Here is a 12,751-nt window from a genome sequence, read left to right on the forward strand (position 1 = left end):
GGTTCTTTTTATACCATCCAATTTCTCAAAATGTCATCATAGCTTGAACGAACTTGTTCTAAGCCAAATAATCACAAAAAGCCGCAGTCTATTTAAGACCGCGGCTTAATTGTCTAGTTTATGCTCGTTTTATGACTTCAACCCGCTCACAATAACTTCAATCGCCTCACTTAGTGGTGTAACCGGGCGACCAAGAAGTGTCTGAAGATCGTTACTCTCTAGTTCTAGAACGCCATCTCTAATCGCGCTTTGGATGGCAACAAGAATAGGAACGACTTGCTCAGGAACCCCTGCACCAACCATGATTTTAGCGTAAGTCTCATCGTCAACATGCTGAATAGGAACTTCACGATCAAGTATCTTTGACAGAACCGCTGAAAGGTCATCATGCGTGATCAGTGTGCCAGATAGCTCATAAACGGTATTCTCATGTCCTTTACCTGCAAGCACATTTGCTGCCGCTTGTGCATAATCGCCGCGAGAAGCCCAACCTACTTTGCCAGCGCCTGCAGAGGTTACGAGCGGTGCACCCGCCAATACGCCTTGTATCGTTCCAATCTCGTTCTCAATGTACCAGTTATTACGCAGGAATGAGTATGGAATTCCCGTTTTGCGGATCGCTTCCTCTGTCGCACGATGCACGGGCACAAGAAAGAGAGAGCTTTCCTCTGCGTTTGTAGCACTAGTGTACGCGATGAAACCAACCCCAGCGCGCTCAGCCGCGGATACAGCAGCTAAATGTTGACGAATTCGAGTTTCATTATCCCCTTGCGTCGACACGATAAGCAAGCGGTCAACACCAGTGAAAGCTTCATCTAGAGATGCTGGATCATCAAAATCACCATGGCGAACTTCAACACCCCGAGAACGTAAATCAGTTGCTTTCTCCGTATCTCTTACGCTAACAGCTAATGTTTCAGCTGGTACGGATGCAAGTAAAGCCTCCACCACTTTTGATCCCAATTGTCCCGTAGCACCAGTCACTAGAATTTTCATTTGTAAATACCTCCATCAGATTATTTAATAATGAGTTAGAATCGCCACAGTTATAACCATATTGGTTACAACTAGGTTATAAAAATTAGCTCATTGAAGAGCTATTTTTAAGTAAAATTAGATATGAGTTGTTGCAAGGAAACGTTAGACAATCTTTGTTCCATCGCTGATTGAGCGTCCCGCATTTCTGTACGGAGCGCAGATTCAATATTTCTTCCTACCGTACAGTTGGGGTTAGGATGGTTATGGAAATTGAACAACTCCCCATTCTCGACCACTTCCACTGCCCGGTATACATCAAGTAATGTTATTTGGTCCGTATCCTTACTTAGCGATGTTCCGCCAACTCCAGCACGTACATCAACGAGTCCTGCCTTCTTCAGCATCCCAATAATTTTGCGAATGATGACAGGATTCGTATTCACGCTGCCAGCAATGAAATCACCTGTACATTCCGTTGGAATGGTCGCAATTAACGACAAGATATGAACAGCTATCGAAAAGCGACTGCTAATTTGTTTCATTCATTATCACCTACTCGTTGTAACCAGTATAGTTCTAACTGATATCAAAGTCAAGTTTGTCATGTCGATTACATCGTTTTTTTCAGTAAACGTTCCAAAATAAGTTCTTTGATTTCCAATGGATTCTCAATTTGAAAAACTACTTTTCCAAACTTATGATTATTTAGTTCAAGTATGACGACATCCTTATGATCCTCATAGGAAATGAAACACCATCTATCTCCGATCAGAAAACGTCCTTCTCTAATGTCAGCTATTGAGGTACCCACTCTAATTTGAAACATAGATAACTTAAAGTCATCTATAGAGACATTCATTATATCCGAATACGGAATTTCAACACGTTGTTTCAAAGCAGCAGCACTTGTCAATCCCGTTAGATGAAGTATAAGAGCATCCTTCGTAAATTCAATTGTTCTAGCCATTTTAACTACCTCCGCTTTATATATTTTGGATTTTCTTGTAGAAACACCTATAGTACGACTGAGTATGAGAAATCGTTCATTCATTTTTAAATAATTTATTAAAAAATAGAGCTGCCACTAAGGTCATTGACCTTGAGAGACAGCCCTAAACTTAATCGTCATTGCATTTTTACTCATTGATTTTTGAATCCTTAATGAGATCTTTCTTCCAAAATTCGATAACAATATGGTCCGCTAATTCCATGGAAGCCCATGAATTCTTAAATTTAAAGTCGTATTCTTCCATTTTTTTTACTTCCATTTCTACTTCGGATTTTCTTACTCTTAGTTCCATCGATATGCAATTATTAAGAATTGTTGTTAGCTCAATCAATTGTTTATTGGAATTTTCAGTAGTTGTCAAATTATTCTCACCCTTCTATTATTGTGGCTCAAGATTATGTTTGTTATGAAGAAAAAGAACCCCTTTCGGAGTTCTTTTGACGGTGAATTGATTGATGGTACTTATGCCTTGAACCTTACTTGGCTTGGTTTATACCTCATCCATTATTGCAGTACAAGTACTACACTAAGTGTTTGCGGCACATCTCCTCGCTTCTATATGGATTCAAAAACAACTTCCCTGGTATTTATCTCGTTGAATGTACAACGGAACCACACCTCTCTTGTTTCACCGTCATAAGTATTATGGCTGATCTGATTCAAATTATACATGTTCATTTACATAAAGAATTGCTTCATCCTATGTTGCTGCAGTAAGGTCTAATCTCCAATCGTTACAGCTCATGAAGCTCCCCGGAGGGTATTCGAAGCTGCACTCGGCGTTGAACTTGAAGTCGAGTTTCCGGCAAATGGCATTCGATGCGGGGTTATCGACCGACGGAAATGCGTGAATGTACCTGTTCTTCTGTTCCGCTCTGGCGCTGGCAACAGCCGCCGCGGTTGCTGCGCTTGCAATGCCTCTGCCTTGGAAAGTCGGCAGTACGCCCCAACCGATCTCGTACACGGTCTCTTCCTGCCAGACACGTTCCCAGTACCCGATGTTGCCGACCGCTTCTAGTTCTGGAAGCAGAACGATGCTGAACATACGGCCTGTCCCCTTGCCGCCAATCTCAACGTAGCGTTTGTGGCGCGCCAGGATCTGCTCCTCCGTCTCCGGACCACCCAAGTGTTCCAGCATCTCTGGTACATTCATGCGATACAGAAGTGCAAGATCAGCCTCTGCCCATGGCTCGATCCTTACCTGCAGCTCGTTCGTTCGAGTTAGCATCTTTCACCTCCTACTAAGGAATTCATGTCATAATATGTACATTTTCATTGTACTTCTGAACCATGATCCTCATCAAGTTTTAAGCTTCCTTCTTGCGATCAAGAACGGGTTGAGGCTTAAAACAACTACTCAATCACTCCTGAGCGAACCATAATTGCCTTGATATCCACTTGAACCTTGGCTTTGGGATACATCTCCCTCCACTTCTCATCTGTCAGATTAGCGTGTCGCACCTTTGATTGGAGAACTTCACCAAAACCAATCGGATCTGACCGAACCGCTTGAGTTTTGGCAATAAGCTGATTCGCACGCCGGACCAATTGCTTGGCAATCTCGTTTTCGAGGGCATGAACGACCTTTGGATCTCCTAATTTCAACTCGTTCGAAATCTCTTGAATCCTGGCATTCATAGATATATGGACAGAAAATGACGGAATTGAGGGGTCTATTAGCTTAATTTTACTGGAACTTGCGATATTTTCTATCACGATATTAATTTTATCTGTCTGAATACCAGACTTCATTTGTCGAAAAGGTTCCGTATCCAAAGATAACTCCAAAGCGCCGGCTCTGTAACGATCTCGAATAAGTTTTAGAACAAAAGACTCGTCCACCCTAAGCTCTCCTACCATCTTATCATTCTGAAAAATTGCCGTATGATTCAATGCTATTTCGTCGCCATTACGCTCTATAATAGGGAGTACCGGGTCTTTTCCTACAGAATAAACGTCATGAATAAATTCATGAAGCGTGCATGAGGAGATTTGTTCTCCTTGAATATTTTGACGGATCATTTTAAAGAGGTAGGTTCCGATATTGCTTATTTCCGGAAATCGATGCGTGATGATATTTTCCGTGCTCCCTTTACTGACGGTTACATACATCGTATCCGAAATGGCAGAGTCTCTTGAGAGTGTATCAGTAAGGGATAAGATCCCACTCCGGGCTAACTTTTCATTATACATGGCAATTCGGAGCTGTCCACTAACGACACGCTTAGATACTTCACGGTTTTGAGCATTCCGAATCCCTTTGCTTGTGTTACCTGTTGTAACGACAACCTGAACCTTTTCTTTCGCTTCCGGATCTATTTGATGGAGCAGTGCCGTTCCCTTGATGCGGTCATTTTCTAGAGGATCATAACCAACAATGACGATGAGGCCTAATTCTTCCAAAATCCTTTTTTGCACACAGCCTGTCCAGATAGGAATAAATAATACGATAACCGATAGAACTAGCAGGGATTTCTTCATTAGATCCCTCCTCTTTTCATTTGAAAGTGTCTCTTGAGCAGAACAGCAGCATAAAGTACCCAGGGATAACCAAATACAAAGTAAAGAGCCACTTTCGAAAAGATGTCATTTAAAGTATTAATCTGTATGCGTGTTTTAAAAAAGATTGATACAACAACCAATATAAGGGCAAAGGTGTAAAGGGCATATTTTTGCTTCCAACCAAATATTCGTTTAATTCCTTTGGAAGCTGCCCACATGTACATCATTAAGTTAGGGAGGACTACCAACATCCATACACAGATAGCCACATATTCAAAGCGTTCTAGAAATGGAAACACAACAATTTTAAAAAGGCTGAATGTAGCCCAAACGGTCTTCGATAATTGTCCAGGACTAAAGTAAACAAGCGTGACCACCATAACAGCTACATAGATGATCGTGGTGGTAAAAAGTCCCAAATGAGCGGCCAAGGGGGCATGTTCTTTGTTACGAATAAAAGGATACACAAACATCAGAATTTCGAACCCGACGATGGTCAATGACATTTTAAACATACCTTGAACTAACTCGGAAATGCTTGCTTCCATGATCGGTGTAAGATGTGTCCATTCTGCATATCGTAACGGAAAGTACAAAAATACAATCAACCATATTGTCAGAATTACCGACATAAAGGCGATCCCAACAACAATCCGAATACCGCCAAGAACGCCATAAGTAATTAACATAGCCAAAAAAGCACTCAGAAGCCATGTTGGCAGGTCCGGGAATATCCAGGTCTGAACCATTTCCACATAATTGCGGGATATCACGATGACCGCAGTTAGCATATACAACATAATCAAAGTGTTGATTATTCCCCCGAAATATCGACCATAAAGGTCCTTGTGAACTTCATAGAGGTCCATGTTCGGATTCAGCTTAAGTGTTCGCAGCATGACCCAAACCGTTAGATGAGACCATGCCCCAGCCATAAAGACGGATATCCACGCATCATGCCCCGCCGATTGGAAAATGATTCGCTGAAATCCAGACAAACCAGTTCCTACCTGATTGGCAAGAATAACAAAGAATAAGAGAAATGAACTAAACATCAATCTCTTTGGAGGACTACCAGTCTTCACCTGAACTCCTCCTTGTCCACTATTCATCAATATCTCCGTGGCTACTCACAGTCTCTTGTTCCACAAACCTGAAGGTATCATCGCCATGGGTAAACATGGAGCGTTCGCGCAAAAATGAGAAAGGTAGTCTCAAAATGCTGTCTTTCAAGTCCCCTTTTCGAAATGGATAGAGGGGATACAAATAAGGCTGACCCAGACTAGTTAAACGAAGTAGGTGAATTACCAAAAAGCAGATACCAATCATGATCCCAATTCCTCCATAAAAACCTGCAAGTATAATGATTGGATACCTGATGATACGAATCGTAATACCCATTAGATAAATCGGTGTAATAAACGACGCCAACGTTCCTAGCGCTACGATAATGATGAGAATATTACTTGTAAATCCTGCCTGTACGGCTGCCTGTCCGATGACGATACCACCTACGATTCCGATAGTTTGGCCAATCTTGGTCGGAAGTCTTGCGCCTGCTTCACGAAGCAGCTCGATCGTAATTTCTAGAAACAAAGCTTCCATTAAGGGGGGAAATGGTACTCGTGTTCGTGATTCAGCCAGCGGCACGACCATGGCGGAAGGAATGATTTCATAATGAAACGTTAATGCAGCCACATAGATGGGGGTGAATAATAAAGATAAGACCATGGCTCCAACCCGCAAAAGCCGGAAGAAGGTAGCCATATTCCACCGAACTTGATGGTCTTCCGCGGAAGAGAAGAAATCCATCATCGTCGATGGGCATACAATGGCAAACGGACTTCCGGAAACAAACAGTACAATTTTCCCCTCTGATAGGGAATACGATGTACGATCTATACGTTCGGTCATTACAAACTGTGGGAAGATCGTAAATTTATTATCCTCTATTAACTGTACTAGTTGTGCACTGGATACCACACCATCTATCTCAAGACTATTGATCCTATCGCGCACTCGTTTAACGAGCTCATTATCTGTAAGATTTTTGATATAAAACATCGCCACTTGTGTCTTGATTTCCACTCCAACTTCCAAGTTCTCCTGACATAAGTTTGGACTCGGCAGGTACATCTGAAGCAAGGCAATATTGGACCTTAAAATTTCGTTGAATGCAATCTGTGGGCCAAATACTTGGCTTTCAATCTCAGCTTTCGAAAAGCTACAATTAGGTGGCCTGTAAACATTCAACAGAAAATTGAAGCGGCTATCATCACTGTGAAGATACACCCATCCGAGCAATAACATTTCCGCAACAGACTGAATAACTTTAACCTCAACAATTCCTGCAACGGGAAATCGTTCTGTTTCATTGATTGAAGGCACATCGACAAAAGTCAATAAAGGTTGAATAATATCCCTTTGAAGCAAATCCTGGTCGACTAGAGTTTCTATGTAATAGATGGCGGCTGTTTGCTGTCCAAGCACGACATATTTGGCAATTAAATTGGGATTTCCATTAAGAGCCTCTTCGAGCAGTTGTTCCAACTCGATAATATCCGCAGGTATGTCGTTTTTCATGTTCTGCATGTTAAACAATCCCTCGTTTCACAATGCCATATCGCATAGTATGTCAAAATGTCAGGAAAACAATCCCATATAGCTTTGAAAAACGGAAAAAACCATCGCGTTGACTGCGAGGGTTCTTAAGGGCGCGAGGCCCGGTTACTTATTAACTTGTTCTCTTAAAGTGAACTGGATGCCCATCTAATCCATGGAAACAGTTAGCAGAATATGATTTCCTGATGGGTCGACAGCTGTATAATCATGAACATGATAGCCTAACAATTCTAGATTCTTTATCGCACTAACTCTAGTAATTTCATCGGCAAATACGATCGTATAATATTTCAAACCAACGCTGTTACGAGATGGCGCTTGTACGCCTTTACCATTCCAGATGTTTAATCCAATATGATGGTGGTATCCTCCACTCGATATAAAAAGCGCTTGATTGCTTATTTGATAAACAACCTTAAACCCAAGTCCATTGAGATAAAATTCTGCTGCTTTCACGAGGTCTGATACATGTAGATGAATATGCCCCATAATGGTATCAGACGGCAAACCCGTGAACTTCTCTCCATTCGCTTCAGATAAAAGACTGCGTAAATCAAAGTGTTCGGTTGCCATGCTGACTTGTTCCCCAATCCATTCCCAGCTTTCAGAAGGACGGTCTACATAAATTTCCACCCCATTCCCGTCTGGGTCCGCCAAGTACAGCGCCTCACTTACAAGATGATCGGATATGCCTTGTAACGGGTATTTGATATCTACGAAGTGCTGAATGACTTTTGCCAACTCTTTCCGGTCCGGTAAAAGTACCGCGTAATGATAAAGTCCTGAACGGCGCGGTTCTTTCGGTAAAACATCTGCTGGCTGCTCTAGGGTCACCAGAGCATCCTTTCCGTTTAAAGTCAGTGAAACTGAGGATTCTGTGCGATCCAAAATTTGAAATCCTAATACGCCTTGGTAGAACGATAAAGACCTTTCAAGCTGTTCAACGATTAAATGTACATGACTAACAAATGTATTTGGTTTTTGATGAAACTTCATATGAGTACCTCCCAATAAGTTTGTATCTTAGAACCCTGATTACTTACTTGAATTCTTTATTATCAAGCATAATTAATTGGGAAGTTGATGATTTCGCGGTCTGTTTCGTATGTTGAACGAGATTAATGATGTCTTGATACGCTTGTTTTGCTCCAGTAACCAATAAGGGCACACCGATGAAATCAATTTTTAACCATCGTGAAAGCATTCCACCACATGTCATCGCAAAAGGCACAGTTGGAGACGTGTTTGATAATATGATTTTTTCGTTGAGAACCGCTTCTTCAATTAACATATCTATGAGATTAAATACACCCGGAACTAGGATTTTAGACCTTCCTCTGCCCATTGTGTATACTTTATTGTCATCCTCATCCTTGCCATGAAAGTATAACTTCCCTCTGTCTTTGTAAACTAGTTTATTGAAATTGTGTGTATTCAGTATCTCATTTTTTGTTGGCTCGTGGGAACCGTCTAACTTTTTGAGATGATAAGCTGCAGCTAAAGCTGTTGTATGTGTCCCCCCGAAATCGTTATAAATATAGATCATAGTTCATACCCACCACCCAGAGAATATTGTATAAAACTTCTTTACTCATTATCTCCTATAATGAATAAAACAACCTCATTCTCGTGCATATTACAGTTTGTTGTAACCTTATAAATAACAGCAAGGGAGCATTATGAACGATGACAACAAACAGTGGACATCAAGGAGCGCATGGGATCGGTCAAGAGGTAGAACAATTGAACAATCAGGCGCAAGCGGCAGAGCTCATGCAAGGAAAAAATAAGGTAGATCAAGAAATCATTGCAGCAGCTAATGAGCACAGTTCAGAACTAGAAGAAATCATTGAACGTGAGACAACGTAATTTGTAACTAATTAGAGAAAAATAAAGAGAAGCCACGCACTGATGCGTGGTTTTTTGTTGTATCTCATCATATAAGAATATCCATTAGGTAGGATCAGGTGCAAAATCGGGGTCCGTATTTTTTGTTTCTTTGCCAAAAAACAATAAAACGAGTGCTCCGATGACAATCGCTATGAAGAATACCATAAAAATGGAGGTGATTGCTTTATTACTCGCCACCAGCAAACCTACAAGATATGGACCAATGATACCGCCGATACGTCCGATGGATGCGGCAAGCCCAACACCCGTAGAGCGTACTTCAGTCGGGTACAACTCAGGTGTGTAAGCATACATGGCTCCCCATGCACCAAGATTAAAAAAAGATAAGCTAACACCAGCTGCTATCAACATCCCCTCCGTAGCAGCACTACTGAACCACAATGCGCTTGCTGCAGTCAGCAGTAAATAAGTGACGAGCACAAACTTACGGCCGAATTTCTCAATGAAAAAAGCAGCGGTAAAATAACCTGGAAGCTGTGCCAACGTCATGATTAATACATATTGAAAGCTTTTTACGAGACCATAACCCTTAAGAACCATGACGGTTGGAAGCCATAGAAACATTCCGTAATAGGAAAATACCACCGTGAACCACAAGATCCAAAGTGTTACGGTAGATCTTCGATATTTAGATGACCATACGGAAGCTAAACGTTCGCTGAATGACAATTTTCGGCTGCGCAATTCAGTAAATCGTGGTGAATCTTGAATCGATCTTCTAAGGTATAAAGCATATAAGCCCGGCAGCGCACCGATAACAAAGGCCGCACGCCAGCCATATGTAGGAATCACGAAGTAAGCAATAAGCGCCGCGACGATCCACCCGCACGCCCAGAAGCTTTCTAGCAGAACGACAGCTCGTCCCCTTTCATTAGTGGGAAACGACTCAGAAACAAGCGTTGACGCGACAGGAAGTTCTCCACCGAGTCCTATTCCAGTAACGAAACGCAGGACACATAGGATAACAAAGCTAGTGGCAAGAGCAGAGAGTCCGCTAGCAACCGAGAAAATAATAAGCGTTCCAAGTAATACGGTTCTTCGTCCGTAACGATCAGCAAGTGAGCCTGCTAATAAAGCTCCTACAGCCATTCCGATCGAATTAATAGCTGCCAACAGCCCAATTTGTTGTGCACCTAATTTCCACTCGACTGCTAATGCAGCAACAATAAACGAGATTATCCCTACATCCATAGCATCGAACAACCAGCTAATTCCTGTGCTGAAAAGCAACTTTCGTTTTGCCGGTTCACGTAACAAATTTGTTTTAATCACATCCAAAACGCATTCTCCTAATCATCGCATTAGCTTTCCTGATCCTATTTTGTGTTACATTACGGAAAAACACTCCCTCTGCAAACCAATTATCAAACCTCAAGTTGATCACTCTACCCATCGGATTAAATGTGACCGATCTAAACATATACGAATTCAGTTCGGATCGATCTGACCCATCCACATTTGACTGCTCCGATTTCACGCGTTGGGCTTATCTTTCTGCTCTAGGGATGGATATTCCTAAAGATTCTCGAAGTCAAGCGACCTATGTTCAATCTTTTTCCAATCGAACTTACACAACTATCGATCAAGCCCAGCGTGGTGATTTGCTCTTTTTCGTCAGTTATAACGGGACAAATCCGGATAATTACATCGGGATGGATAAATCAATCGGAAACATTACACATGTCGGTATTTATTTGGGTAACGGTAAAATCATCCATACTGCCTCAGCGGCCACAGGTGGCGTACGTATTGATGAAATTGCTAATCATCTAACCTATCGCTTTGCCTTAGGCGGTTCGGTACTAGACACCAAATAATCCCATACTCTCACATATCTGATTGGCCTGGGATCCATCCAACTTCTTGAGACCAACTATGAGCTCTTTGTAATATCTCCCAAACGACTGGCCCTTTGCCTTCAACATACTTTGTTCGATCATTACTAAATAAATTCATTAATCTATGTTTTTCCAACGCATATCCCAAACAATCTTTTGAGTGTTCTCGCAAGTAATCTCTGAAAAGTAACGTTTTTTGTTCTGAAAAACTTCCAGACTGCCTAACATGTATATGCGTTCTTCTGTTTCCTGGCAATTCTCGAAAATACTTTTTGGTTTTGTCAGGATTCTCTTTTCTTAATTTAAAGCCATTTTCTTCGATTTTGGATTTATAACTAGAATCATCATCTAATTTAACTACAGAGATTTGAATATCAATGATCGGTTTAGCATCCAAACCAACAATTGATGTAGATCCAACATGATCGATACGAACTGCCACGTTTCCTAAAGAGTCCCTTAATCTTGATCCAATATCATGAAATAGGTCTTTCCATTCTGAATTGTACTCCGCAATTCTCCACTGATCTTCCATGTTCCATTCTCCTCTGGAGATTACAAAATCTCATTTCGCATAAAAAGCTGAAAATATCAAGAGACGTGATCTTTTCAAAAAGAACACGCCTCTTTTGCAAATTAATCTCTTATTGGTATTAATATTTCAACATTTTCTTCTGCTACATTTTCCTCATAGTAAAATATTTCGATCGGACATGATTGATCCAAAAACTTCTGTTGATATCCATTTTCTTTCATCCACTCAAATATTTTGGAGTACGCTTCACCAATTGTTTTGGTTGTACAATTTATTTTAGCATAAGTGACGGTAGGAAGCTTAAAACCAATCATCCCATCGGGTATTAAAGTTAAATCGTCCACTTCAAGGCAAGCAAAATAAGTAGCAAATATCCCATTGCACATATACGGTGAAAACAAGACTTCCTGATCCTTCGCATTTGTTATCTCATGTTTTCTCTCTGCAAATTGACTTTGTATTTGTAGCGCTGCATCTGGGAAACCTTTTGGAAAATTGGCTGTAAGACTCTGACCTACTAATTGATACTCTCTTCTTAGAGTCTCACAGTGATATTTAATCATCGTTTTGTTTTCCAAAGTAATCGTCCCTCTCCAATTGATTATTTATTTTGGATTAAACCGATCCCATTCCCTACTGGATCCACTAAATAGGCCAGATAAAAATCATCAAACTCCATTTTACCTCTAACAACTTGTGCTCCCGATTCAACTGATTTCGTAAGTGCCTCATCTATGTTGTCAACTTCGATTTGAATTCTTATTCCGTGTGGAAAATCACTGGGTCCCTTGGAAATACCTCCGTTAATGCCAGATTTATCATCATTTCCTGTAGTCACCGGGTGATATCCCCAGTTAGGCTCAGCAATCTTCCAGCCAAAAACAGACGAATAAAAATTTGCAGCACGTTCCGGATCTTGACTATTCATTTCAAATAATACAACACGACTCAAATGATTCAACCTCCACAATTGGTATTTATACCCATATCCATAATACCGAATATTTGTTCCCATGTAAATGAAATTTTTTCCGAAATGAACAAAAAAAACCGATCCTTGATGACCAAGGAACGGCTTCTTTTGGGGTATTAATTATAAGTAATCTTTAAACCTAATTCCAAAGCTCGGGCAAGCGCCCCTTCAGAAAATTTAGGTTTCTTATACTTCTCTTCAAACTCTTCTTTAGATAGCGGTGTCCAAATGAAATCTTTATTCTGATAGATCCACGTTTTGGTTCCCCAATCGACGTGAACCGTCCGGCTCGCGACCTTTTTTACGACGCCAATCTCGATAATAACACCCGTTTTACCGAATATTTTGGCACAGTATTTGTTAAGCATTTCGCTCACAACAAC

17 protein-coding genes are annotated in these 12,751 nt (G+C 41.1%); 2 read left to right on the top strand and 15 right to left on the bottom strand.

Going from position 1 to position 12,751, the window contains the following annotated elements; all coding sequences use genetic code 11:
- Positions 1-129: 129 nt before the first annotated feature.
- The 10 genes from GC102_RS02790 to GC102_RS02835 all read right to left on the bottom strand — a co-directional run bounded on the left by GC102_RS02790 (position 130) and on the right by GC102_RS02835 (position 8,657).
- Positions 130-996, bottom strand: coding sequence for an SDR family oxidoreductase (locus tag GC102_RS02790; protein WP_171688138.1), 867 nt, complete (start codon positions 994-996; stop codon positions 130-132).
- A gap of 107 nt (positions 997-1,103) precedes the next feature.
- A complete protein-coding gene (locus tag GC102_RS02795) occupies positions 1,104-1,520 on the bottom strand; it encodes an Rrf2 family transcriptional regulator (RefSeq protein WP_171688139.1) in 417 nt (138 codons plus the stop codon).
- A gap of 68 nt (positions 1,521-1,588) precedes the next feature.
- Positions 1,589-1,945 carry a hypothetical protein gene (locus tag GC102_RS02800; protein WP_171688140.1) on the bottom strand — a complete coding sequence of 119 codons (357 nt, stop codon included), beginning with the start codon at positions 1,943-1,945 and terminating at the stop codon, positions 1,589-1,591.
- Positions 1,946-2,114: 169 nt separating this feature from the next.
- Positions 2,115-2,348: a hypothetical protein gene (locus tag GC102_RS02805; protein ID WP_171688141.1), complete on the bottom strand. Its 234-nt coding sequence runs from the start codon at positions 2,346-2,348 to the stop codon at positions 2,115-2,117.
- Between the two features lie 339 nt (positions 2,349-2,687).
- Positions 2,688-3,215 (bottom strand): GNAT family N-acetyltransferase, encoded by a 528-nt coding sequence (locus GC102_RS02810; RefSeq protein ID WP_171688142.1) that lies wholly within the window; start codon positions 3,213-3,215, stop codon positions 2,688-2,690.
- Between the two features lie 125 nt (positions 3,216-3,340).
- On the bottom strand, positions 3,341-4,468 hold the full coding sequence (locus GC102_RS02815; protein ID WP_171688143.1) for a Ger(x)C family spore germination protein: 1,128 nt from the start codon (positions 4,466-4,468) through the stop codon (positions 3,341-3,343).
- Complete coding sequence (locus GC102_RS02820; protein ID WP_171688144.1) at positions 4,468-5,574, bottom strand: GerAB/ArcD/ProY family transporter; 1,107 nt, start codon at positions 5,572-5,574, stop codon at positions 4,468-4,470. The genes GC102_RS02815 and GC102_RS02820 overlap by 1 nt, the downstream gene beginning before the upstream one ends.
- Before the next feature lie 19 nt (positions 5,575-5,593).
- Entirely contained in the window at positions 5,594-7,081 is a 1,488-nt protein-coding gene (locus GC102_RS02825; protein ID WP_171688145.1) for a spore germination protein, read from the bottom strand.
- A 177-nt stretch (positions 7,082-7,258) separates the two neighbouring features.
- Positions 7,259-8,107 (bottom strand): VOC family protein, encoded by an 849-nt coding sequence (locus tag GC102_RS02830; protein WP_171688146.1) that lies wholly within the window; start codon positions 8,105-8,107, stop codon positions 7,259-7,261.
- A gap of 43 nt (positions 8,108-8,150) precedes the next feature.
- Positions 8,151-8,657 carry a DUF3189 family protein gene (locus GC102_RS02835; RefSeq protein WP_171688147.1) on the bottom strand — a complete coding sequence of 169 codons (507 nt, stop codon included), beginning with the start codon at positions 8,655-8,657 and terminating at the stop codon, positions 8,151-8,153.
- A gap of 140 nt (positions 8,658-8,797) precedes the next feature.
- Here GC102_RS02835 and GC102_RS02840 point away from each other — a divergent pair, with 140 nt between their 5' ends.
- Positions 8,798-8,980 (top strand): hypothetical protein, encoded by a 183-nt coding sequence (locus tag GC102_RS02840; RefSeq protein WP_047673155.1) that lies wholly within the window; start codon positions 8,798-8,800, stop codon positions 8,978-8,980.
- Positions 8,981-9,064: 84 nt separating this feature from the next.
- On the opposite strand, the gene GC102_RS02845 is transcribed toward GC102_RS02840, so the two are convergent.
- Entirely contained in the window at positions 9,065-10,294 is a 1,230-nt protein-coding gene (locus GC102_RS02845; protein ID WP_312883174.1) for a niacin permease NiaP, read from the bottom strand.
- A gap of 131 nt (positions 10,295-10,425) precedes the next feature.
- Here GC102_RS02845 and GC102_RS39270 point away from each other — a divergent pair, with 131 nt between their 5' ends.
- Positions 10,426-10,839 (top strand): C40 family peptidase, encoded by a 414-nt coding sequence (locus GC102_RS39270; protein ID WP_312883149.1) that lies wholly within the window; start codon positions 10,426-10,428, stop codon positions 10,837-10,839.
- Positions 10,840-10,849: 10 nt separating this feature from the next.
- Here the strand turns inward: GC102_RS39270 and GC102_RS02855 are convergent, their stop codons facing one another.
- From GC102_RS02855 to GC102_RS02870, 4 genes are all read right to left on the bottom strand, one after another.
- Positions 10,850-11,395, bottom strand: coding sequence for a GrpB family protein (locus tag GC102_RS02855; protein WP_171688148.1), 546 nt, complete (start codon positions 11,393-11,395; stop codon positions 10,850-10,852).
- A gap of 101 nt (positions 11,396-11,496) precedes the next feature.
- On the bottom strand, positions 11,497-11,973 hold the full coding sequence (locus GC102_RS02860) for a GyrI-like domain-containing protein (RefSeq protein ID WP_246320709.1): 477 nt from the start codon (positions 11,971-11,973) through the stop codon (positions 11,497-11,499).
- Between the two features lie 23 nt (positions 11,974-11,996).
- Positions 11,997-12,347 (bottom strand): VOC family protein, encoded by a 351-nt coding sequence (locus tag GC102_RS02865; protein WP_171688149.1) that lies wholly within the window; start codon positions 12,345-12,347, stop codon positions 11,997-11,999.
- 137 nt (positions 12,348-12,484) lie between these two features.
- On the bottom strand, positions 12,485-12,745 hold the full coding sequence (locus tag GC102_RS02870; protein WP_056832646.1) for a hypothetical protein: 261 nt from the start codon (positions 12,743-12,745) through the stop codon (positions 12,485-12,487).
- Positions 12,746-12,751: the final 6 nt, after the last annotated feature.

The organism is Paenibacillus germinis, assembly GCF_013141785.1.
Classification (GTDB): Bacteria; Bacillota; Bacilli; order Paenibacillales; family NBRC-103111; genus Paenibacillus_E; species Paenibacillus_E phytorum.